Here is a 20,998-nt window from a genome sequence, read left to right on the forward strand (position 1 = left end):
TCAGGCTCACGCCGGCTGGTGACTGGTCACGCAGTGAATGCCGCCACCACCGGCCGCGATGGCGTCGATGTTGATCTGCACCACATCGCGGTTCGGATAGAGCTTTTTCAGCAGGTCGAAGGCCTTTTTGTCGGCGTCCTTGTCGCCGAATTCCGGGGCGATCACCGCGCCGTTGATCACGAAGTAGTTGATGTAACCGGCGGCGAAGTCGTCGTTGTCCTTGTTGAATTTGGTCTTGCGCGGTTTCAGCGGTGGCGACACGGTGTGGATCTGCAGCGGACGACCGTCGGCGTCGGTGGCCTTTTTCAGGATTTCCAGGTGCGCCAGGGTGACCTTGTTGTCGTAGGAGCGCGGGTCGGTGTCGAGGTTGGCGATCACCACGCCGGGCGTGACGAAGCGCGCGTAGAAATCGACGTGGGCGTCGGTGATGTCCTTGCCCTTGATGCCCGGCAGCCAGATGATCTTGCGCAGACCGAGGCGTGCTTTCAACTCGGCCTCAACATCGGCCTTGCTCCAGCCGGGGTTGCGGTTTTCGTTGACCCAGCAGCTTTCAGTCATGATCGCGGTGCCGTGGCCGTCGACTTCGATACCGCCGCCCTCGCCCACCAGCTCGCTGCGCTGGTAGGTCGCCTGCGCATCGGCCGCCACGCGCTTGGCGATCTTCGCGTCTTTCGAGTGCTGCTGCTTGTTGCCCCAGCCGCTGAAGTTGAAGTCCACCGCGCCCAGGCCGTTCTTGTCGTCGATAACGAAGTTGGCACTGATGTCGCGCATCCAGATGTCGTCGAGGTTGGCGATCTGGTAGGTGATGTTGGAGGTGCCGCAGATCTCTTCGGCCAGGCTGCGTTCGCCGCTGCGGCAGTAAATGGTCAGCGGTTCGTAACGGGCGATGGCGCGGGCGATCCGGCCGAGGGCTTCCTGGACGTCTTCGGTGAAGTCTTCCCAGATCGCGTCCTGCGCGCCGAAGGCCATGTAAGCGCGTTCGTGCTTGTCGCCCTCGTCGGGCATGAACCAGCGACCTTCGCTGGCCGCCAGTACCCGCGCCGGTGACAGGCCGAGGCCCATGACGGCAGCGCCTACGCCGGCGGCGACTGAAACCTGTTTGATGAACTCGCGACGAGTTGGCATGTGTAACTTCCTGATGTGTAAGGGGCTGCCGAAGCAGCCCGGAAAAATCACTTTGCAGTGGCGGTCTTGAACTTGGTCCAGGTGCGCATGCGGGCGCGCATGTCGGCCTGGGGAATATCCTTGCCCGGTATCAGACGAGCATAGGTCGCTTCGTCGAGGTAGATGTCCGGGTTGTTGCGCATCGCCTCGTCCACGTTTGGCCGGGCCTTGGCGTTGGAGGTCGGGTAACCGGTGAAATTGCTGATCGCGGCCATGTTCTCCGGGCGCATCACGAAGTTGATGAATTCGTAGGCGTATTCCGGATGTTTGGCATCGACCGGAATGGCCATGGTGTCCATCCACACCGTGGTGCCTTCGCGCGGCACGCGGTATTGGAAGCGGGTCTGCTTGCCGGCGCTGTCCGAGGTACGCTGGGCCTGGGTCATGTCGCCGCTGTAACCGAGGGACAGGCACAGGTTGCCGTTGACCAGGTCGGTCACCGGCTGCGACTGAAACTTGCGAATGTATGGCCGCAGCTTCATCAGCAGATCACTGGCCGCTGCCAGATCCGCAGGCTTGGCGCTGCGCGGGTCGCGGCCCAGATAATTGAGCACCACGGCCAGCACTTCGTCCGGCGAGTCGATCATCGAAATCCCGCAATCGGCGAATTTGGCCGCCAGCTCCGGTTTGAACAGCATGTCCAAACTGTTGACCGGCGCGTCGCCCATGCGCTGTTTGATCTGCTCGGCGTTGTAGGTCAGGCCGATGGTGCCCCAGGTGTACGGCACCGTGGCCTTGTTCGAATGCTCATAATGGCTGCGCAGCTTTTGCAGGCCCGGCTCGATGTCGTTCATCGCCGTGATTTTCGAAGGATCCAGCGGCAACAGGCTGCCGGCACGCATCAGCCGTTCGGCCACAGTGTCGCCGGGGAAGATCAGGTCGTAGCCGCTGCCGCCGGACAGCATCTTGGCTTCCAGGGTTTCGCTGCCGTCCATCACGTCGTAGATCACCTTGATCCCGGTTTCGGCGGTGAATTTGGTCAGCGTGTCTTCAGCGAAATAATCCGCCCAGTTGTACAGCCGCAGGGTCTTGTCTTCGGCGTGCACGGCAGGCATCAGACCGGCCAGCGCCAGGCCCAGAGCGCCGAGCAACCACTTGTTCGGGGTATGCATATCAGACTCCTTGAGGATTCCAGCGGGCGTTAAGGTGACGGCCGTCCTGGCTCAACAATGCGCCATACATTTCCGGACGACGGTCGCGGTAGATGCCCCAACTCAAGCGATCTTCACGCATGGCTGCCAGATCCAGGCTTTGCACCAACACGCCGGTGCTGGCGCGGTCAGCTTCGGCGAGCATTTTCCCCTTGTGGTTGCAGATGAACGACGAGCCGTAGAAATTCATTTGCAGCGCCGCATCGGTGCCCGCCACTTCGCGGCCAACCCGGTTGGAAGCGATCACCGGCAGCAGGTTGGCAGCCGCGTGGCCACGCATGGTCATCTGCCAGTGGTCGCGCGAATCCAGATCCGCGCAGCCCGGTTCAGAGCCGATGGCGGTCGGGAACAGCAGCACTTCAGCGCCCATCAACGCCAGGCAACGCGCGGTTTCCGGGAACCACTGATCCCAACAGATGCCCACGCCGAGGCGGCCGAACGCGGTGTCCCAGACTTTGAAACCGGTGTCGCCGGGGCTGAAGTATTCCTTCTCCTGATAGCCGATGGCGTTGGGGATGTGGGTCTTGCGGTACACGCCCAGCAAACGCCCGTCGGCATCGGCCACGCTCAGGGAGTTGAAGTAGGCGTTGCCGGCCTTCTCGTACCAGCTCAGCGGCAGCACCACACCGAGTTCACGGGCCAGCGCGGCGAAACGCGACAGCACCTGACTGTCGCGGTACTCCTCGGCCAGCGCCATATGCTGATGGCTCTGCTCGATGCAGAAATACGGCGTGGCGAACAGCTCCTGCAACAGGATCACTTGCGCGCCCTGCGCGGCCGCTTCACGCACCAACTGCTCGGCGCGGTCGAGGTTGCTTTTCAGGTCCCAAATGCACGGCATCTGGGTGGTGGCGACTTTGAGCAGCGTCATCGATCAACCCTCCACCGGCCAGGCTGGCTGTTGCTGGGTGATGCAATGCACACCTCCGCCGCCATGGGCCAGATGATTGATCTGCACCGGCACCACTTCACGTCCCGGGAATGCCTTGGCCAGGGTTTCTGCCGCGACATGGTCGGCCTCGATGCCGTACGCCGGCATGATGATCGCGCCGTTGGCGATGTAGAAGTTGGTGTACGAGGCGCAGAACACTTCGGCTTCTGTGTCCACCGCATCGGTGGCTTCATACAGCTCGATCAGCTCGAACTTGCGGCCCTGGGCATCGGTGGCCAATTCCAGTGCGCGACGGTTTTCCCGCACCACTTCGGCATACACCGAACTGCGATCGTGAGTCGCGTCCACCAGCAAAACACCGGGACGAGCAAAGGCGCACACGCCATCGACGTGGCCGTCGGTCATGTCGCCGGTGACGTAATCCGGATCGCCCGGCAGCCAGATGGTTTTCTTCACGCCGAGCAGACGGCTGAAGATTTCTTCCATCTCGGCCTTGCTCACGCCGGGGTTGCGGTTGGGGTTGAGCAGCACCGATTCGGTGGTGATCAACGTGCCCTCGCCGTCGACATGGATCGCGCCGCCCTCGTTGCTCAGCGCCGTGCCGAAGCATTCGCCGCCCAGGTGATTGAGCACGCGGCGGGCCAGGCTTTCGTCCAGGTCGTGAGCCGACTTGCCGCCCCAGGCGTTGAAGCGCCAGCTCACACCGGCCAGACCTTGCTCCGGGTGAACCACGAAACTCGGGCCGGAGTCGCGGCACCAGCTGTCGTTGACCGCCAGCGGGATCAGTTCGATGTTCGGTCCGCACAAGGCTTTGGCACGGGCGATGGCCGACGGATCGACGACCATTTTCACCGGTTCGAACCGGGCGATGGCATTGGCGACGCGGGCGAAATCTTCCTGCACCAACGGCAAGGTGACGCCCCAACCCGATTCCCACAGAGCCTGATTGTGTGGCCAGACCATCCAGGTCGCCGCGTGCTTCACCCACTCTGCCGGCATCATCCAACCGCTGTTGTTGTTTTTGTTCTGCTGCATGGTAAAAAGCCCTTTGAGTTAAGCCATTGTGTTCAATGAAAACAGCCTTGGCGGCGTTGACGTGCATGCTAATGGCGGCCTTAAGGGCAAACAAACGATGGATTTAGCGGAAAACTGATTAGAGGAGCTTATCGATCATGCTGAAACACTGGCCACCCCTCAGCTCGTTGCGCGGCTTCGAAGCCGCTGCAAGACTGGGCAGTTTTCACAAGGCCGCCGAGGAGCTGAGCCTCACGCAATCGGCCATCAGCCAGCAGATCCGCAGCCTTGAGGCGTACCTGGAGCAGCCGCTGTTTTTTCGTAGCGGGCGCAGCGTCAGCCTGACCGACGCCGGCCATGACCTGCTCAGCACCACTCAGGCCATGCTGCAGCAATTGTCGGTGGGCATCCGCCGACTGGGGCAATACCAGAAGCCCAATCAACTGGTGCTCAACACCACGCCGGCGTTTGCCCGGCATTGGTTGCTGCCGCGTCTGGGGGATTTCCGCCGTCAACATCCAAATGTGGATCTGTGGATTTTCAGCACCGATGAAGTGCCGGACATGGCGACACAAACCATCGACATCGCCGTGCGCGACGACATTAGTTCGCAGGCTGAATGCAGCTTCAAGGTTCTGCATGCCGACCGCCTCTATCCGGCCTGCCACCCGAGCGTGTTGGCGCAGCCCGTCGCGCAACGCACGACGCTGCACGGCGAGCGGGAAATGGACTGGAGCCATTGGGCCGTAGAGGCTGGAATCGATATAGGGCAGCAGGATCAGGGCTTGAATTTCTCTGATCCGGGGCTGCTGCTGGACGCGGCGTGTTCAGGTCTCGGGATTGCGCTGGTCAGCCGGTTACTCAGCCGCCAGGCACAGGAAAACGGGCTGTTGCAGCCCCTGGTGGAGCAAACCATTCGCGGCCCGAACTGGGCGATACTGACGCACCGCGACAGCGAGAACGACCCGATGGCGCGATGCTTCAGTCAGTGGTTGTCAACTCAACTGGCAGAACCCGAGCCGCTGGCTCAGACGACTGAGAGTTGACCTGCGCCGAGCCGCCCTTCCAGCCGACCGAACAGTACGTAATGCTGATAACCGCTGGTAAACGCCCCGTTGAAAACCGCGTTTTTGACGTCCTGATTCATATGCAGATATTGCGCTTCGTCGAAGTTCTCGACACTGACTTCGCCATCACGCCCAAGCCTGTCGCTGTGGACCGGCAAGCCTACGATCGTGCGCCGCTGGAAATCGATGATCCGGTTGACGGCGTGACTTTCCAGCGGTCCCCGATTGGATTGCGTCGAGTAAATGTGCAATCCGTTGTTCGCGCAGCGATTGCACATGTCGATGCAGGTCTGCTGAGTGGACTTGCGTTGGATCAGTTGCGCCAGCGGCATGTCAAGATATTTGCCGACCTGAAATTCGGCCTGATTGAAAATGGTACAACACAAGATGGTGTTGCCATTGCAGTCGAGCACCAGCCAGTCATCCTTGAGCGTGCAGGACTGCTGCGGGTACTGGCGGACCAGATTGACCAGGTCGTCATAGGGCGGCAGCGCGAGTCGCTGCAGCGTCTCGCGGTCGGTATCGGTCACCGACGGGTCGCGCTCGATCAGCGCCAGCGTTTTCTCCAGCGGCATCATCACTGAATAGCCGGTCGAAAAGTCGAACCCCAGACGCTGGCTGAACTCGCGCATCAGCCCTTCTTCTTCCATGTTGTCCAGGTAGCGGTGGTAGTAGACCTCGATCTGCGTGTTCAAGCCATGCTGCTGCTTGAGCTCATGCAGTTTGATCATGTTGGCCTTGACGACTTCGATGTCACCACCCACGTGTCCCTGTTTGTATGTCTGCTGATAAAACCCGGACAACGAGATACGGAAGAACGATGGATTGGCGAGCATGGCCTTCTCCATGTTTTTCGCCAGATTCAAATTGGAACTGATACCGCTGTGCAAACCGGCCGCGTTGATGATTTCGACAAACTCGCCGATTCGCGGGTGGATCAACGGCTCGGTCCAGTTAAAAAGAAAAATCGCCTTGACCCCTTCGCTTCGGGCCTTCTCGACGATCTTTCTGAACATGTCGACTTGCATGGCTTTCTTGAAATTGGCGTTTTCCGAGTTGCCCATCGGACACGAAGGGCAGCTCAAATTGCAGGCGCCGACAATATCGATGTACATATTCATTGCGAGTGAAGCTCCTGGGGTGAATAGCGGTGCATCCAGACTGTCGACTTTTGTGATTGCCGTTATTCGCTATTTTTTTGACAGTTCGAAAGCGCGTCCAGCAAGTTCCGCGCCATTGGCATGCGTGGCCATCAATTCCACGATCCAATCGATAAATACCCGCAGCTTTTGACTGATATGCCGGTTCGGCGGGTACGCAACGTACAGCGGCATCGGGTCAAGCGCCCAGCCCTCGAACAGCGCCACCAGCTCACCCCGGGCCTCGTGCACCGCCGACATGTAACGCGGTAGCCAAAGCACACCCAGACCGGCAAGGCCTGCCGCCAGATAAGCGTTGCCATCATCGACCGCCAGGATATGCCGGCCCTTGATCAGCAGGTTCTCCGTGGCATTGCGCAAGGCGTAAGGCACCGGCCTGCCGGTGCGCGCCCAGAGGAAGCCGACAACGCGGTGATGACTGTCTTCCAGCTCAAGGGGATGCATCGGGGTGCCGGCGCGGGCCAGGTAACCGGGCGCGGCATACACGCCCAATTGCAGATCGGCGACCCGCCGGGCCATCAGCGACTGATCCCGCAGCTCTCCGCCACGCACCACGCAATCGACGTTTTCATCGATGATGTCGACGATCCGGTCGCTGACGCCCATGTCGATCTGGATTTCCGGATACCGCGCGCAAAACTCGGGCAGCGCCGGCACCAGAATCAGGTTGGCCAAGGGGCTGGGCACATCGACCCGCAAGCGCCCCTTGGGCTGGGCCGCCGCGCCGGGAAGGCTGGTTTCGGCATCGTCCATGTCGGCCAGCAACTTGATCACCCGCTCGTAATAGGCCGCGCCGTCCGCCGTGGCATTGACCTTGCGCGTGGTGCGGTTGAGCAACTTCACTCGCAACCGCGCCTCCAGTTGCTGAATGAGCTGGGTCACGGTGGTCTTGCTCATGTGCAGGGTTTCGGCGGCCTTGGTGAAACTGCCGGCCTCCACCACCCGGGCGAAGGCTTGCATCGCGTCAAAACGGTCCATATCCCACCTCTGACAGGGGCTTGATTATTTGGGATTTGCAAACAGTGATCGCCAAGGTTGCGCGTTTATCGCGCCGAGGCAAGTCCCTACAGTTGCTCCATCACCGGTTTTCAACCCCTTGAAGGAGACACCCCCATGACTAATGCCCAGCCAAAACGCGACGTGGTTTTCCCTCCCGGACGCCATGCCCTTTACGAGCGCAACCGTTATTCCCCGGCGGTTCGTTCCAACGGTTTTCTGTTTGTCTCAGGCCAGGTCGGCAGCCTTGAGGACGGCTCGCCGGAACCGGATCTCAAGCAACAGGTGCGACTGGCCTTCACCAACCTCAATGCGACCCTCGGTGCGGCCGGCGCCAGCTTCGATGACGTGGTGGACGTGACGGTGTTCATGGTCGATCCGCAATCGACCTTCGAAACCATCTGGGAAGTGGTGCCGGAATTCTGGGGCGAGGCGCCACACCCGACGATTACGGCGGTCGGCGTGACCTGGCTGTATGGCTTTCAGTTCGAGATCAAGGTGATTGCCAAGTTGCCGGAATGACCTGATATCGCGTCGATTTGCAGCACGGGCCGACAGTCTTCAGACTGTCGGCCCGCATTCCTTTTGCGATCCATCGCCATGTCCGACACCTTGTTGAAGCCCAGCCTGCCCGGCATCGCCCTGCGCCGCTGGCGCGTGCTGCACCGCGTCAAGCAGAGCCATGCCGCCGAGTTGTTCAAGGTCACCCAGTCGACCATTTCCCGCTGGGAAAGCGGCGTGCAGGCGATGGATCCGGACGCGCATCTTCAGCTCGAACGGCTGCTCGCGGCACGACTCGACAGCGCCGCCGATCAGGCCCTCGCGCGACTGGTCACGGACAGCGCGCGCCCGGTCCACCTGGTCTGCGACCTGACCCATCGCCTGCTGGCCTGTTCGCCGGCTCGCGCCGCACAGTTCAGCAGTCCGCTGAACGATCTGCTGGGGCAATCGCTGTGGCGCTTTGCGACGGCGCAAATCCAGCACAAGGAATCCTTGCTGGATGACACCGGTTGGCGCGAAGTCCCGGCGCCGCCGGCACTGGAATTCGTCACCGGCCACAATGACTCAACCCTCGTGCCCATCCGCGAAAGCCTGTGCCGCTGGACGCGGATCGCGCTGTCGGACGGCACCGCCGCACGGCTGGTGGAAACGCTGTAGGCCGCGCGCCGCATATTTTATGCGTGGACGATGATCGAGGCCGGGCCTAGGCTTTGAGCCCTGCTCTCTTTATCCCGGCCACTGTATGAACCTCGAAAAAATCAAGGGACGCCTCGACTTCCTGCGTGAAGCGGAACGGCTCAAGGACGTCCTCAGAAGCGCCCACACCTCCTCCGGACGCAGCGAAAGCACCGCCGAACACAGCTGGCGCCTGTGCCTGATGGCGATCGTGTTCGCCGATGATCTGGCCGGGCTGGACGTGCTGAAAGTCCTGAAGATGTGCGTCATCCACGACCTCGGCGAAGCCATCAATGGTGACATTCCCGCGGTCGATCAAGCCGGGTTACCCGACAAGGGCGAACAGGAGCGCAATGACTTGCTGCTGCTCACCCGCTCCCTGGACGACGCGTTGAGAAACGAAATCCTCGCGCTCTGGGACGACTACGAAAACGCCCACTCCCCCGAAGCCAAAGCCGTGAAGGCCCTCGACAAGCTGGAAACACTTTTACAACACACTCAAGGGAAGAATCCGCCAGACTTCGACTATGGCTTCAACCTGGCCTACGGCAAGCAATACACCAACGCCGATCCGCTGTTCGAAACCCTTCGAACCCTGATCGACCGGGACACCCGAGAACGCATGAACACAAACATCACAATCCGCAACGAACGCCCCGAAGACATCGACACCATCGCCCGAATCACCGAGGCCGCGTTCCAGCACGAAGAACACTCCAGCCACACCGAACAATTCATCGTCAACGCCCTGCGCCGCGCTGGCCAGCTCAGCGTTTCGCTGGTGGCGGTGGAAAACGACACGGTGGTCGGCCATGTCGCCATTTCCCCCGTGACGATCTCCTCCGGCACTCAAGGCTGGTACGGCCTCGGCCCGATCTCGGTGTGCCCGACGCGCCAGCAGCAAGGCATCGGCTCGGCGCTGATGAAAGCCTCGCTTGCGCAATTGCAGCGCATTGGCGGGGTGGGTTGCGTGGTGCTTGGTGATCCGGGCTACTACGGGCGTTTTGGCTTCAAGGCCCATGCCGGTCTGGAGTTGCCAGGGATTCCGGCGGAATACTTTCAGGCGCTGGTGTTTGAAGGTGAGTTGCCGGTCGGTGTCGTCAGCTACCACGAGGCTTTTGACGCTACCGCGTAATCGCTCGCTGCCATTCAAAGCGGCAGCGAGCGATCCTGAATCACCCGTTTCATCACCAGCGTGGATGTCAGTCGCTGGACGTTGGGCAGGCTGGACAGGCGCTCGTCATAGAGCTGCTGAAACGCCGGCAGATCCCGCGCAACGACGTGCAGCAAGTAATCGGGTTCGCCGAACAGTCGCTGCGCCTCAACGACCTGCGGGATCTGCATCACTGAATCCTCGAAAGCCTCCACCGCCTGGCGATTGCCCTCGCGCAGCGTCACAAACACCATCGCCGAAAAATTCAGCCCCAGCGCTGCCGGGGCCAGTTGCGCGCGATAGCCGACGATCACTCCGCTCTCTTCGAGCGCCCGAACCCGACGATGACAGGGAGACAGGCTGAGCCCGACCCGATCGGCCAGCTCGGTGATCGAAAGACGACCGTCGGCTTGCAGTTCGGCAAGAATCTTCTGGTCAATCCTGTCCATCAGCATTTTTCTCCCACTTCAGGCGCTCATCGCTGGAATATTTGAGAAAAGATTCTAGCCCGATATCTCTATTCTTTTTCGTGAACGTTGCATGCCTTGAGCCGATTGTTTGCGAGATCAAAATGTCCCTGAGTGTTTTTGCCGCCTTTTGGGCGGTTTCTTTTCTGTTCGTCATCACCCCCGGCGCGGATTGGGCCTATGCCATCTCGGCAGGGCTGTTCGGTCGCGTGGTGCTGCCCGCCGTGGCCGGTTTGCTGATCGGTCACTTGCTCGCAACGCTGGTGGTTGCCGCCGGCGTCGGCGGTCTGGTGGCGAGCAATCCCCTCGCCCTCTCGGTGTTGACGATTGGCGGCAGCCTTTATCTGCTGTGGCTGGGCATCAACATGTTGCGAAACCCCTCCACACCCGAAGCGGCAGAGAGCCAGGCATCCGGATCCTGGTCGCGCTGGACGATCAAGGGCGCCTGCGTCAGCGGCCTCAACCCCAAGGTGTTTCTGTTGTTCCTGGCACTGCTGCCGCAATTCACCGACCCGACAGCGGCATGGCCGGTGCCGATGCAGATCATGGCGCTGGGGCTTTTGCACGCGTTCAGCTGTGGGGTGATTTATCTGTTGGTCGGGTTCGGCTCGCGTTCTGTTTTACAGGCACGACCGGTGGCGGCGCGATTCGTCAGTCGCCTGTCGGGCGCAATCATGATTTTGATCGCTGCGATTCTGTTGGCTGAACAGCTCCCGAACTGAAACCTGGCGCTCGCCAAAGGAACCACCATGAGTGACACAACTTCGCTTTACGGCAATAACCAAAGCCCGGAACAGCAGTCCCGCATCCGTATTCCGCATCTTCAGCGAATGAAGGCGCTCGGGCAGAAATGGGCAATGCTTACGGCCTACGACATGTACGTCGCGAGTATTTTTGAAGAGGCCGGAATTCCTGTTTTGCTGGTGGGCGACTCGGCTTCGAACAACGTTTTCGGCCACGAATCAACGTTGCCAGTGACAGTTGACGAGCTGATTCCGCTGGTGCGTGCCGTCAGCCGGACAACCCGCAGACCGCTGGTGATTGCTGATCTCCCGTTTGGCTCGTATCAGGCGTCGCCAGATCAGTGCTTCCATACCGCCGTGCGTTTCATGAAAGAAGCAGGTGCACACGCGGTCAAGATCGAAGGCGGCGTTGAAATGCTGCCGCAGGTTGAAAAACTCGCAAGATCAGGCATTCCCGTGATGGCCCACATCGGTTTTACACCGCAGGCTGAACATCAACTTGGCGGCTATCGTGTTCAGGGACGGGGGCAGGATGCCCAACGGCTGATCGAGAGCGCCCGCGCCTTCGAAGCAGCGGGTGCCTTTGCTTTATTGATCGAAATGGTGCCCGACGAAGTCGCGACGCAAATCAGCGCCGCCGTTTCCATCCCCACAGTTGGCATCGGCGCCGGTGTGGGTTGCGATGCACAGGTGTTGGTCTGGCAGGACATGGCGGGGTTGCGAACCGGACACCTGCCCCGATTCGTCAAACAATACGCCGACCTTCGTGGCGTATTGCTCGGCGCAGCTCAAGACTTCATTGACGACGTGCAGATGTCGAGGTTTCCGGGGCCCGAGCATTCATTCCCCTTAGAGAATGCGCAGGAGAAAAACCATCGATGAAAAGCTTCAGGCAACGCGCGGCCGAAGGCCTGAAAATCGGCGGCCGCTTCACCCTCTCCCGCTGCTTTTCAGGCGAAGACATCCAGCGTTTTGCGCAGATTTCCCGCGATTACAATCCTGTGCATTTCGACCAGCGTTTCGCTGAGGCACGTCGCTTCAAGGCACCCGTTTCGCACGGATTGCTGACGGCCAGCCTGGTTACTGAAATCGGCGGACAGATCGGCTGGCTGGCCGCGACGATGACATTCGAGTTCAAACGTCCGGTTTATCCGGGAGATACGGTGACGTGCGAATGGCTGATCACTGAACTGGATGACAAGGGGCACGGAACCGCCGTGGTGAAGCTGGTCAATGAGGGTGGCGTCGTGGTTATGGAGGGAACGACTCGTGGGTTGGTGCCAGGCGCAAACGAACGGGAGATTCTTTCACTGATGCTGGCTGAAGGTGATCCCGACAATGGCGCCCCAACGAATGGGATCGTCCGATAGAGCACAGCCCGGATGCAGCGCCCGCCCTCCTCCTTCACTCAGCAAAAAGGGCGAGCGCCAATATCACCGTACCAGCCACCGCGCCATCAACCGCGAACTCTGCGGCATCAGCCAATACACCATGTTGAACGAGATCAACCCGGCCACCAGCATCTTGAACAACCACCCCGGCAATCGCAGGTCCGCCAGTTCCAGCAGCGCCGCCAGTGCCCACGGCATGGACACCGACAGCGGCCACACCACCAGCCATGACACCAGCCATTGCTTCCAGCGGGCGCCGGCCTCGGTGGTCATGGTTGCTGGCGCCGCAGCACGGCGCGCTGGTAGATGCGGTCGCGGGCCAGGGTCATCGGGTCGCGGCTCAGGGCGATGCCGTCGAGCAATCGGCCGGGGCTGAAGTCGAGGCGTTGCTGGGCGGTTTGCTGATCTTCGGCGGGCACCAGCGAATCGAGGGTGAAGAGGCCCAGCTCGACTTCGCGGCGGTTTCTTGGCCATGGGATCGAGCCGTCTTCGACCACGTCGCCCGGCGCTGCCAGTTGCGCGATCAAACGCATCTGCGCGGGGCCCTTCGCCAGTCGTGCCGTCAGTTCATCCTGCAAATAATGGGCTGGCATGCGGGCGGCTTGCTGGTCGTTGATAAGCGATTGGCCGGTCAACGGTTCGATGCGATAGCGAACGACCTGTTCCTGATTTTCCCGGTTACTGAAAACCAGCGAATTCACGCCGAAGTATTCGATGCTGGTATAGCTAGACGGCGCCGGTTTCGGCGTTTCCAGAAAGTGTCTGGCCCTCGGATGCTCTGCCAGAAAAGCCTGCAACGGCTGCGGATCCGGCGGTGTGGCGACCGTTGCAGCGATGCCTTTCAGGAAGCCGAGAAACTCCAGGGGCGTGGCCACCGGAAAACCGTCGAACGAGTGGCCGACAATGTCGGTGAACTCGCCGTTCGGCAGTTTGAAACGCACAGCAAGCCCGCGCGGACTGGCCAGCGGATCGCCGTCCACCGTGGCCGGCACGCCACTGAAGTTGGAGAACCGCAGCACCACCGGCACCGGTTTCCCCTGCAAATGGGCTGCACGGCTGAGACTCGCCGCCGACGGTGAAGCCGTGAAAGTCCCGTTCACCAACAGACCTTTGGCGTGGGTCGCGCGAAAGCCCGGATGCTTGCCGAACGTGGCGTAAAGCGCATCCAGCAGCGCGTCGTAGAGTTTGTCCTGTGACACCGGATCAGTCCTTGTGAAAGTCAGCGGTTGTTCGCCCGCTGCATAGGCCGGGGACGCGCTCAGCGCCCCCGCCAGCAACGCGACGATCCACGGTCGGGATAATCGCATCGGGGTCATTCCTGACGCCGACCGGGATTGAGCGCGATGTGTTTGTACTCGACAAAATCATCCATCGCCGCCACGCCGTTCAGACGCCCCTGCCCCGACTGTTTGAAGCCGCCCTCCTCGAACTCGTCGTAGACCACCGCCCAGTCATTGACCCACACCGTGCCGGCTTCCAGTTCACGGGCGACCCGCAGCGAGCGGTCGATGTCGCGGGTCCAGACACTGGCCGCCAGACCGAATTCGCTGTTGTTGGCCAGCTCGATGGCTTCGGCTTCGCTGTCGAATACCTGCAGGGTCAGCACCGGGCCGAAGGTTTCGCGCTGGACGATGGCCATCTCCGGATCGCTGACCCGCAGCAGTGTCGGCCGATAGAACGCGCCTTTGGCCAGCGGCCCGTCAGTCACCGGCCCACCCCGCACGATGACTTGCGCACCGGCAGCAATCGCCTCTTCCACCACCTGATTGACCCGCTGCACGTTGGCCTTGTCGATCAGTGGCCCCATGTCGCTGGCCGGATCCGCCGCCGGCCCGACCCGCACCGCTTCAAGTCGAGCGGCCAGGCGTTCAGTCAACACGTGGGCGATGTCGCGCTGCACCAGCAGGCGCGAACCGGTCATGCAGAACTGCCCCGAAAACACCGTGAGCGCCTTGACCAGCGTCGGCACCACGGCGTCGAGGTCAGCGTCGTTGAACACCAGCATCGGCGTCTTGCCACCCAGTTCCAGACCGAAGCGCTTGAGGTGTTGCGCCCCCGCCGCCGAGATCGCCCGACCGGTGCCGGTGCTGCCGGTGAAGCTGATGACCGGCACCTTCGGCGACTCCACCAGATGGATCGAACCGGCCGCGCCCTGCTCGCTGAACAGGTTGATCACGCCGCGCGGCAGCGACGGCGCTTCACTCATGATCCGCGCCACCAGCGCGTTGGTCTGCGCGGTCTGCCCCGGCATCTTGATCACCGTGGTGCAACCGGCGGCCAGGGCCGGCGCCAGCGAGCGGATCATCAGCACCACCGGCGAATTCCACGGCACGATGATGCCCGCGACACCGACGGCCTGACGGATCACCAGAGAGATCTTGCCCGGCCGGGGTTGCGCGGCGCGGCCATATTCGGTGCGGGCCAGCGCGGCGTAATAGCGCAATTTGGACGGCACCATGCCGACTTCGAATGCGGCCTCGGGACGGATCTTGCCGTTCTCCAGCGCCAGGGTGTCGATCAGCTCGGCGGCGTTGAGCTCAAAGACGTCCGCCAGTTCCAGCAGCACCTGCGCACGCAGCTGGCTGTCTTCTTTCCATGGGGTGTGCGTGAAGGCCCGCTGCGCGGCGTCGATGCCTTGCTGCGCTTCGGCCAGCCCGCCTTCGGCGTAGCGACCGATCAGCTCATAAGTCGCCGGGTCGATGGAATCTTTGTAGTCACCGGAATCCAGCCACAGGCCGTCGATCCAGTTCAAAACCTTGGTGTTGTTCATGGCGAAAACTTCCTTGGATTCAGGCGTAGAGACCGGCGATTTTTTCGGCGGTGGCGATCACGGTGAGGTTGGTGGCAACCGACGGCACGTCCGGGAAGATCGAGGCGTCGACCACCCGCAGGCCCTGCACGCCGATCACTCGGGCTTCGAGGTCGACCACCGCATGCGCATCTCCCGGCCGGCCCATCGGCGCGGTCGAGGTCGGGTGGTGATAGGTGTCGAGCGTGGCCTTGACGCTGGCCAGCAAGGCGTCGTCGGAATCGTTGCCCTGCCCCGGATTCAGCTCCGAATGAATCAGACCCTTGAGCGGCGCCGTCGCCCCGATCCGCCGCGCCAGACGAATACCGTCCAGCAGACGCTGGCGATCCATCGGCTCGGCGAGGAAGTTCAGATCGATATTCGGCGCCACTAAAGGATCGCGACTGGCCAGCGTAACCTTGCCCCGGGACAGCGGCCGGGTCAGCGCCACCGCGAGCACGAAGCCGACCTGGGTCGGGCTCTGATCGTGAGGAAACAGGTGGGTCGCGGTGATGTGAATGTCCAGATCGCCGTGTTCGGCGCTGCGGCTGTGGGTCCAGAGCTTGGCGCCGATGGCCGGTGACTGGCGGCCGATCAAGTCAGGTTTGGCGGCGTAGGCGTTGTAGTAGAACGGGTGATCCGCCAGGTGTTGCCCGACCGGCAATTCGGCGACCGGCTCAATGTCCAGTGCGCGCAGATCGTCGCCAGGGCCGATGCCTGAACGCAGCAGGATCGCCGCGCTGCCGTAACTACCGGCCGAAAGAATCACTTCGTTGGCGCGTAATTGCTCGCCATTCGCCAGTTGCACACCCACCGCACGTTTGCCGTCGAACAGCACCTTGTCCACCAGGCTGTCGGCGCGAATCTGCAAGTTATCGCGGGCGCGCACCTCATCCGTGAGGTAGGCCATGCCGGTGTTGACCCGCACGCCGTCGACGATGTTCATCGGGTACGGGCCGACGCCGTTGGCATTCGCGCCGTCGAAGTCGTCGATCATCCGGTAACCGTTGGCGACCGTGGCGTAGATGAAGGCTTTCTGCATCGGCGTGACGTCGGCGCTGCCGAGCTGACGCACCGGCAGCGGCCCGTCGTGGCCATGCAATGCGCTGGCGCCGCCGCTGTGGTTTTCCAGTTTCTTGAATGAGGGCAGCAACTCTTCGTAGCTCCAGCCCGGCAGATTCCAGCGCTGGAAGTCCGTGGCTCGGGCGCGAATCGCCACCGCGCCGTTGATGGCCGAACTGCCGCCCAGCACTTTGCCGCGCAGCGCGCCGATCGCGTGTTCGACGTAGCCTGGCCGAGAGGTGTAACCCCACTCGAACTGGCGATTGCCATTGGCACCGACCACGTCGCTGCTGGCGACGATTTCGGGATACTCGCCCGGGGCAAAACTCTGGCCCGCCTCCAGCAACAGCACCTGGCGCCGGACGTTTTCACTCAAGCGACGGGCCAGCACCGCGCCGGCGGAACCGCCGCCGACCACGATCACATCGACCGGGGCACGCCGGGCAGAATTTACAAGGGTATCGTTCATCGGTTTCTTCCCTGTCAGGCGTCAAAGCGCGCCTGTTGAGGAAGAGCTTATTGAAGGGTTCGAGGGCTCATAAGCCGGGAAAAAACGAATCGCGGTTTCGCTTTTCCCGAACGGATTAACCCGACGAATGGGCCGCGAGCAATTGCTCCCACACCGGCGGACTGCCGATCTGTTCGCAGAGAAAATCGGTCAACGCCTGCAACTTGGGCGAGGCCCGCTGAGAGCGCCGGTACACCGCCGAAATATTCCCGCCCCGGGGCGCGTAAGGCGCCAGCACCTCTTGAAGTTCACCGTCCACGATAGCTTGCGCCGCCAGAAACGTCGGCAGGATCGCCAGCCCCATGCCGGCCTTCGCCGCTTCCATCAGTTGATGGCCGTTATTGGTGCGCATCCGGCAGCGCACCCGAAACGATTCCAGCCCATTGTTCACCGGCAACGTCCACATGCCGTGGGGTTCGCGGTTCACGTAGAGCATGGCGAAATGCTCGGACAGTTCCTGCGGGGTTTGCGGTGTGCCATGGGCGGCCAGGTAATCGGGACTGGCGCAGATGATGTGGCGATTGGCGGTGATGGTTTTCGCCACCAGCGAGGAGTCCGGCAACTCGCCGATACGGATCGCCGCGTCGTAACGTTCTTCGTGCAGGTTGACGTGGCGGTCGTCGAATTCGATGTCCAGCCGCAACTCGGGATAGCGCACCGCGAACGACGACAGGATCGGCGTCAGGTAACGAATGCTGAACGCCATCGGCGCTGCCAGCCGCAGACTGCCGCGCAGGCTCGATTGAAAGGCCAGCACCGCGTCTTCGGCCTCCTCGACCTCCGACAGAATCCGCACGCAATAACGATAAAACACTTCCCCGGCCTCGGTCAGCCGCGCCTGCCGCCCACGTTCGAGGACGATGCTGCCGAGGCGTTTTTCCAGTTGCGCAATCCGCTGGCTGACCATGGATTTGGCGGTGCCCAGTTGCCGGGCTGCCTCGGTGATACTGCCGGTGTCGACCACCATGACGAACGATTGCATCTCGCAAAGCTTGTTCAAGTTCTACATCCAGTGTGTGCAAGGTTCAGACGGCGCAATCTACGGCTCGCCCGGCTTCGGCCACCAGTACCGAAAACGGGCCGCTGCTTCCCACACAATGGACAATCGGGCTTGTATAGTTGGCGTCCCTTTTCCAGCGAATCCCGCCCCGTGCTAGACCTCAATGACCTGCAGTATTTCGTGATGGTGGTGGACCACGGCGGCTTTGCGCCGACGGCGCGGGCGCTGGGGATTCCCAAGTCGAACCTGAGCCGGCGCATTGCCTTGCTTGAGGAGCGTCTGGGCGTGCGGCTGATCATCCGCAACACCCGGCACTTTTCGGTGACGGAGTTGGGCCAGACCTACTACGACCATTGCCGGGCGATGCTGAAACAGGCCGAGGCTGCCGAAGCCGCGATTGCCATGACCCGCGCCGAGCCGGGCGGCGTGTTGCGCGTGACCTGCCCGACGACGCTGCTGGAAGAATGCGTCGGCGGGATCATCACGCGATTCATGGCCATGCACCCGCGTGTCGAGGTGCATCTGGAGGCCAGCGACCGGCAGGTCGACGTGGTGGCCGAAGGCGTCGATCTGGCGTTGCGGGTGCGGCCGCCGCCCTTGCAGGATTCCGAGCTGGTCAGCCGGGTGTTGTCGCAGCGACCGCAATGCCTGGTCGCCAGCCCTGCACTCTTGAGCCGGCTGGGTGAACCGAGCGAACCGGAAGACCTGTCGCGCTTCCCCAGCGCTCACCACGGCAGCCCGCAGCAGGTTTACAGCTGGACGTTGTTCCATCAGGACGGCTCCGAATTCACCCTGCAGCATCGCCCGCAATTGATCACCAAAGGCCTGCCGATGCTGCGCTGCGCGGCCATCGACAGCGTGGGCGTTGCGCAGATGCCAATGTCGCTGGTGCATGACTTCATCGAGCGCGGCCAATTGGCGGTGGTGCTGCCGGAATGGGCGCCGCGCACGGAGATGATCTACGCAGTGTTCGCCAGCCGTCAGGGCATGCTGCCATCGCTGCGGATGCTGATCGATTTCATGGCCGAGCAGTTCGAGTTGCTGGACGATCCGCTGCGCGGAATGCGCACAAAGGCCTGAGGCTATTACTCACAGTTCGTGTTCAACCGCTTCACCAAAGCGCTCTTGATGGCATTTCTGCGATCAATATTCTGTCCTCATGTTGTTTTTGCCCCGGACAGAAAAGAGCGCAAGCCATGCCCAGCCCGAGAACGCTGTACCAGAAGCACATCGACAGTCACACCGTCTGCACCCTCGACGATCAGGGCCACGTGCTGCTTTACATCGACCGCCAGGTCGCCAACGAATACACCAGCCCGCAAGCCTTCAGCGGCCTGCGTGATGCCGGGCGCGCGGTATGGCGGCCTGCGGCGACGCTGGCGGTGGTCGATCATGTGAACCCCACCGCACCGAAACGCATCGCGACCATGCCCGACGCCGGGGGCGCGCGGCAGGTGTCGTACTTCGAAGAAAACTGCCGCGACTTCGGCATCGAGCTGTTCGATGTGCTGGATAAACGCCAGGGCATCGAACACGTCGTGGCGCCGGAACAGGGTTTCATTTTGCCGGGCATGGTGGTCGCGGCCGGTGACAGCCACACCACCACTTACGGCGCACTGGGCGCGTTCGGCTTTGGTATCGGTACTTCGGAAATCGAGCACCTGCTGGCAACCCAGACGCTGGTCTACAAGCGCCTGAAAACCCTGCGAGTGACGGTCAACGGCGAACTGGGCGCAGGCGTCACCTCGAAGGACATCATCATGGCGCTGATCGAAAGGATCGGCGCGTCCGGCGCCACCGGTTACGCCATCGAGTTCACCGGCCCGGCCATCAGCGCCCTCAGCGTCGAAGCGCGCATGACCATCTGCAACATGGCCGTCGAGGCCGGTGCCCGGGGTGCCTTCATGGCACCGGACGACAAGGTATTCGCCTACCTGCAACGCAAGCCGCGTGCGCCCAAGGGCAAGGTCTGGGAGCAAGCCGTCGAGCGCTGGAAAACCCTGCACAGCGACGAGGGCGCGGTGTTCGATCGCGAAGTCATCCTCGATGTCGCCGCGCTGGAGCCGATGGTGACCTGGGGCACCAGCCCCGATCAGGCCGCGCCGATCAAAGGGCACGTGCCGGACCCGGCCGCCCAGCCCGATCCAATCCTGCGTCAAGGACTGCAGCGCGCCCTCGATTACATGGGCCTGACACCCGGCATGCCGCTGAACGAAGTGACGATCAGCCATGCCTTCATCGGTTCCTGCACCAATGCGCGGATCGAAGATTTGCGCGATGTCGCTCGCGTGGTGCGTGGCAAGCGTGTGGCGGCCCATGTGCGGGCGATGATCGTTCCCGGCTCGACGCTGGTGCGCAATCAGGCCGAGGACGAAGGGCTGGCGCAGATTTTTCTCGACGCCGGTTTCGAATGGCGGCAATCGGGCTGCTCGATGTGCCTGGCGATGAACGACGACGTGCTCGCGCCGGGTGATCGCTGTGCGTCCAGCACCAATCGCAACTTCGAAGGCCGTCAGGGCGCCGGTGCGCGCACCCACCTGATGAGCCCGGCGATGGTCGCAGCCGCCGCCATCACCGGCCATTTGACTGACGTGCGCACCGTCGCGCTGGAGGCTTGAACCATGCAACCTTTCGACACTGTCAGCGGCAGCGCCGCGCCGTTTCTCGCGTCCAACATCGACACCGACGTGATCATGCCCAAACAGTTTCTCAAGGGCATCGATCGCCAGGGGCTGGATCGCGGGCTGTTCTTCGATCTGCGCTTTCTCGCCTCCGGCGAACCCAACCCTGAATTCGTGCTCAACCAGCCGGCCTGGCAGGACGCGGCGTTTCTGGTGACCGGCCCCAACTTCGGTTGCGGTTCCAGCCGCGAGCACGCGGTGTGGGGCTTGAAGCAAGTGGGGATTCGAGCCTTGATCGGCACCACGTTCGCCGGGATTTTCTACGACAACTGCCAGCGCAATGGCGTGTTGGCGATTCAACTGGACGACGCGCAGTTCAAGCGTGTGGCCGAGGCGATCAGCGTTCCGGCGACCGCACGGATCAGCGTGAACCTGGCGCAGCAGACCCTCGAGCTGGCAGACGGCACGCTGATCGAGTTCGAGATCGATCAGTTGCGCAAACAGTCGTTGCTGCTGGGACTGGACGCCATCGGCACCACGCTGCAACGCACCGAGCAGATCCGCGCCTTTGAAGCGCGGCATCTGGCGGACAATCCCTGGCTGGGTTGATGGCAAAAAAAACGGGCGGTTCATTGAACCGCCCGT

Annotated in this window: 22 protein-coding genes and 1 pseudogene; 11 read left to right on the forward strand and 12 right to left on the reverse strand. The window is 61.9% G+C overall.

Annotated features, from left to right (window positions below; all coding sequences use genetic code 11):
• Positions 1-6 precede the first annotated feature (6 nt).
• Genes AC1RT4_RS23655 through AC1RT4_RS23670 form a run of 4 tightly spaced genes read right to left on the reverse strand, consistent with a single transcriptional unit; the run spans position 7 to position 4,242 of the window.
• Entirely contained in the window at positions 7-1,125 is a 1,119-nt protein-coding gene (locus AC1RT4_RS23655) for an agmatine deiminase family protein (RefSeq protein ID WP_127797868.1), read from the reverse strand.
• A gap of 47 nt (positions 1,126-1,172) precedes the next feature.
• Positions 1,173-2,276, reverse strand: a complete 1,104-nt coding sequence (locus tag AC1RT4_RS23660; RefSeq protein WP_493088254.1) for an extracellular solute-binding protein — start codon at positions 2,274-2,276, stop codon at positions 1,173-1,175.
• Between the two features lies 1 nt (position 2,277).
• Positions 2,278-3,186, reverse strand: coding sequence for an N-carbamoylputrescine amidase (gene aguB, locus AC1RT4_RS23665; RefSeq protein ID WP_493088256.1), 909 nt, complete (start codon positions 3,184-3,186; stop codon positions 2,278-2,280).
• Positions 3,187-3,189: 3 nt separating this feature from the next.
• Positions 3,190-4,242 (reverse strand): agmatine deiminase family protein, encoded by a 1,053-nt coding sequence (locus AC1RT4_RS23670; RefSeq protein WP_493088258.1) that lies wholly within the window; start codon positions 4,240-4,242, stop codon positions 3,190-3,192.
• Between the two features lie 137 nt (positions 4,243-4,379).
• On the opposite strand from AC1RT4_RS23670, the gene AC1RT4_RS23675 reads away from it, so the two are divergent.
• A complete protein-coding gene (locus AC1RT4_RS23675) occupies positions 4,380-5,267 on the forward strand; it encodes a LysR substrate-binding domain-containing protein (protein WP_493088260.1) in 888 nt (295 codons plus the stop codon).
• On the opposite strand, the gene AC1RT4_RS23680 is transcribed toward AC1RT4_RS23675, so the two are convergent.
• Together AC1RT4_RS23680 and AC1RT4_RS23685 are read right to left on the reverse strand one after the other, a co-directional pair.
• Complete coding sequence (locus AC1RT4_RS23680; RefSeq protein WP_493088262.1) at positions 5,249-6,409, reverse strand: radical SAM protein; 1,161 nt, start codon at positions 6,407-6,409, stop codon at positions 5,249-5,251. The two genes, AC1RT4_RS23675 and AC1RT4_RS23680, sit on opposite strands and share 19 nt — an antisense overlap.
• A 69-nt stretch (positions 6,410-6,478) precedes the next feature.
• The gene (locus tag AC1RT4_RS23685; protein WP_493088264.1) at positions 6,479-7,426 is read right to left on the reverse strand and encodes a LysR family transcriptional regulator; all 948 of its coding nucleotides are present in this window, start codon (positions 7,424-7,426) and stop codon (positions 6,479-6,481) included.
• Between the two features lie 135 nt (positions 7,427-7,561).
• Between AC1RT4_RS23685 and AC1RT4_RS23690 the strand changes: the two genes are divergently transcribed.
• The 4 genes and pseudogenes from AC1RT4_RS23690 to AC1RT4_RS23705 all read left to right on the forward strand — a co-directional run bounded on the left by AC1RT4_RS23690 (position 7,562) and on the right by AC1RT4_RS23705 (position 9,755).
• Entirely contained in the window at positions 7,562-7,966 is a 405-nt protein-coding gene (locus AC1RT4_RS23690; protein ID WP_493088266.1) for a RidA family protein, read from the forward strand.
• Positions 7,967-8,044: 78 nt separating this feature from the next.
• Positions 8,045-8,602: a helix-turn-helix domain-containing protein gene (locus AC1RT4_RS23695; RefSeq protein WP_493088268.1), complete on the forward strand. Its 558-nt coding sequence runs from the start codon at positions 8,045-8,047 to the stop codon at positions 8,600-8,602.
• An 85-nt stretch (positions 8,603-8,687) separates the two neighbouring features.
• Positions 8,688-9,245: pseudogene (locus AC1RT4_RS23700) on the forward strand (HD domain-containing protein); the annotation flags it as partial.
• Positions 9,243-9,755 carry a GNAT family N-acetyltransferase gene (locus tag AC1RT4_RS23705; RefSeq protein ID WP_493088489.1) on the forward strand — a complete coding sequence of 171 codons (513 nt, stop codon included), beginning with the start codon at positions 9,243-9,245 and terminating at the stop codon, positions 9,753-9,755. The pseudogene AC1RT4_RS23700 and the gene AC1RT4_RS23705, both read left to right, overlap by 3 nt.
• Before the next feature lie 14 nt (positions 9,756-9,769).
• Here AC1RT4_RS23705 and AC1RT4_RS23710 read toward each other — a convergent pair whose 3' ends face one another.
• Positions 9,770-10,222, reverse strand: a complete 453-nt coding sequence (locus AC1RT4_RS23710; protein ID WP_493088270.1) for an Lrp/AsnC family transcriptional regulator — start codon at positions 10,220-10,222, stop codon at positions 9,770-9,772.
• A 122-nt stretch (positions 10,223-10,344) separates the two neighbouring features.
• On the opposite strand from AC1RT4_RS23710, the gene AC1RT4_RS23715 reads away from it, so the two are divergent.
• Genes AC1RT4_RS23715 through AC1RT4_RS23725 form a run of 3 tightly spaced genes read left to right on the forward strand, consistent with a single transcriptional unit; the run spans position 10,345 to position 12,353 of the window.
• Positions 10,345-10,962 carry a LysE family translocator gene (locus tag AC1RT4_RS23715; RefSeq protein WP_493088272.1) on the forward strand — a complete coding sequence of 206 codons (618 nt, stop codon included), beginning with the start codon at positions 10,345-10,347 and terminating at the stop codon, positions 10,960-10,962.
• Between the two features lie 27 nt (positions 10,963-10,989).
• Positions 10,990-11,865, forward strand: coding sequence for a 3-methyl-2-oxobutanoate hydroxymethyltransferase (gene panB, locus AC1RT4_RS23720; protein WP_493088274.1), 876 nt, complete (start codon positions 10,990-10,992; stop codon positions 11,863-11,865).
• Positions 11,862-12,353 carry a MaoC family dehydratase gene (locus AC1RT4_RS23725; RefSeq protein WP_493088276.1) on the forward strand — a complete coding sequence of 164 codons (492 nt, stop codon included), beginning with the start codon at positions 11,862-11,864 and terminating at the stop codon, positions 12,351-12,353. Before panB ends, AC1RT4_RS23725 begins: the two co-directional genes overlap by 4 nt.
• 63 nt (positions 12,354-12,416) lie before the next feature.
• Here AC1RT4_RS23725 and AC1RT4_RS23730 read toward each other — a convergent pair whose 3' ends face one another.
• The 5 genes from AC1RT4_RS23730 to AC1RT4_RS23750 form a co-directional block, all read right to left on the reverse strand.
• Positions 12,417-12,647, reverse strand: coding sequence for a putative antibiotic biosynthesis monooxygenase (locus AC1RT4_RS23730; protein WP_432219425.1), 231 nt, complete (start codon positions 12,645-12,647; stop codon positions 12,417-12,419).
• Positions 12,644-13,681, reverse strand: coding sequence for a catalase family peroxidase (locus tag AC1RT4_RS23735; protein ID WP_493088278.1), 1,038 nt, complete (start codon positions 13,679-13,681; stop codon positions 12,644-12,646). The genes AC1RT4_RS23730 and AC1RT4_RS23735 overlap by 4 nt, the downstream gene beginning before the upstream one ends.
• A gap of 5 nt (positions 13,682-13,686) precedes the next feature.
• Positions 13,687-15,144 carry an aldehyde dehydrogenase family protein gene (locus tag AC1RT4_RS23740; RefSeq protein ID WP_493088280.1) on the reverse strand — a complete coding sequence of 486 codons (1,458 nt, stop codon included), beginning with the start codon at positions 15,142-15,144 and terminating at the stop codon, positions 13,687-13,689.
• 19 nt (positions 15,145-15,163) lie between these two features.
• Positions 15,164-16,693: a GMC family oxidoreductase gene (locus AC1RT4_RS23745; RefSeq protein WP_493088282.1), complete on the reverse strand. Its 1,530-nt coding sequence runs from the start codon at positions 16,691-16,693 to the stop codon at positions 15,164-15,166.
• A 115-nt stretch (positions 16,694-16,808) separates the two neighbouring features.
• Positions 16,809-17,732, reverse strand: a complete 924-nt coding sequence (locus AC1RT4_RS23750; protein ID WP_493088284.1) for a LysR family transcriptional regulator — start codon at positions 17,730-17,732, stop codon at positions 16,809-16,811.
• A gap of 150 nt (positions 17,733-17,882) precedes the next feature.
• On the opposite strand from AC1RT4_RS23750, the gene AC1RT4_RS23755 reads away from it, so the two are divergent.
• From AC1RT4_RS23755 to leuD, 3 genes are all read left to right on the forward strand, one after another.
• On the forward strand, positions 17,883-18,812 hold the full coding sequence (locus AC1RT4_RS23755) for a LysR substrate-binding domain-containing protein (protein ID WP_493088286.1): 930 nt from the start codon (positions 17,883-17,885) through the stop codon (positions 18,810-18,812).
• 116 nt (positions 18,813-18,928) lie between these two features.
• Positions 18,929-20,350, forward strand: coding sequence for a 3-isopropylmalate dehydratase large subunit (gene leuC, locus AC1RT4_RS23760; RefSeq protein WP_493088288.1), 1,422 nt, complete (start codon positions 18,929-18,931; stop codon positions 20,348-20,350).
• Positions 20,351-20,353: 3 nt separating this feature from the next.
• Entirely contained in the window at positions 20,354-20,962 is a 609-nt protein-coding gene (gene leuD / locus AC1RT4_RS23765; RefSeq protein ID WP_011333782.1) for a 3-isopropylmalate dehydratase small subunit, read from the forward strand.
• Positions 20,963-20,998: the final 36 nt, after the last annotated feature.

The sequence above is a fragment of the Pseudomonas sp. GW821-FHT11D10 genome (assembly GCF_058808435.1).

Bases quoted from the DNA above. Each gene is read 5' to 3' on its own strand.
- AC1RT4_RS23660 (WP_493088254.1), bottom strand. From the start codon at position 2,276: ATGCATACCCCGAACAAGTGGTTGCTCGGCGCTCTGGGCCTGGCGCTG.
- AC1RT4_RS23705 (WP_493088489.1), top strand. From the start codon at position 9,243: ATGAACACAAACATCACAATCCGCAACGAACGCCCCGAAGACATCGAC.
- leuC (WP_493088288.1), top strand. From the start codon at position 18,929: ATGCCCAGCCCGAGAACGCTGTACCAGAAGCACATCGACAGTCACACC.
- AC1RT4_RS23740 (WP_493088280.1), bottom strand. From the start codon at position 15,144: ATGAACAACACCAAGGTTTTGAACTGGATCGACGGCCTGTGGCTGGAT.
- AC1RT4_RS23675 (WP_493088260.1), top strand. From the start codon at position 4,380: ATGCTGAAACACTGGCCACCCCTCAGCTCGTTGCGCGGCTTCGAAGCC.
- AC1RT4_RS23685 (WP_493088264.1), bottom strand. From the start codon at position 7,426: ATGGACCGTTTTGACGCGATGCAAGCCTTCGCCCGGGTGGTGGAGGCC.
- AC1RT4_RS23725 (WP_493088276.1), top strand. From the start codon at position 11,862: ATGAAAAGCTTCAGGCAACGCGCGGCCGAAGGCCTGAAAATCGGCGGC.
- AC1RT4_RS23655 (WP_127797868.1), bottom strand. From the start codon at position 1,125: ATGCCAACTCGTCGCGAGTTCATCAAACAGGTTTCAGTCGCCGCCGGC.
- AC1RT4_RS23680 (WP_493088262.1), bottom strand. From the start codon at position 6,409: ATGAATATGTACATCGATATTGTCGGCGCCTGCAATTTGAGCTGCCCT.
- AC1RT4_RS23690 (WP_493088266.1), top strand. From the start codon at position 7,562: ATGACTAATGCCCAGCCAAAACGCGACGTGGTTTTCCCTCCCGGACGC.
- AC1RT4_RS23735 (WP_493088278.1), bottom strand. From the start codon at position 13,681: ATGCGATTATCCCGACCGTGGATCGTCGCGTTGCTGGCGGGGGCGCTG.
- AC1RT4_RS23715 (WP_493088272.1), top strand. From the start codon at position 10,345: ATGTCCCTGAGTGTTTTTGCCGCCTTTTGGGCGGTTTCTTTTCTGTTC.
- AC1RT4_RS23730 (WP_432219425.1), bottom strand. From the start codon at position 12,647: ATGACCACCGAGGCCGGCGCCCGCTGGAAGCAATGGCTGGTGTCATGG.
- aguB (WP_493088256.1), bottom strand. From the start codon at position 3,186: ATGACGCTGCTCAAAGTCGCCACCACCCAGATGCCGTGCATTTGGGAC.
- AC1RT4_RS23695 (WP_493088268.1), top strand. From the start codon at position 8,045: ATGTCCGACACCTTGTTGAAGCCCAGCCTGCCCGGCATCGCCCTGCGC.
- AC1RT4_RS23745 (WP_493088282.1), bottom strand. From the start codon at position 16,693: ATGAACGATACCCTTGTAAATTCTGCCCGGCGTGCCCCGGTCGATGTG.
- AC1RT4_RS23670 (WP_493088258.1), bottom strand. From the start codon at position 4,242: ATGCAGCAGAACAAAAACAACAACAGCGGTTGGATGATGCCGGCAGAG.
- leuD (WP_011333782.1), top strand. From the start codon at position 20,354: ATGCAACCTTTCGACACTGTCAGCGGCAGCGCCGCGCCGTTTCTCGCG.
- panB (WP_493088274.1), top strand. From the start codon at position 10,990: ATGAGTGACACAACTTCGCTTTACGGCAATAACCAAAGCCCGGAACAG.
- AC1RT4_RS23710 (WP_493088270.1), bottom strand. From the start codon at position 10,222: ATGGACAGGATTGACCAGAAGATTCTTGCCGAACTGCAAGCCGACGGT.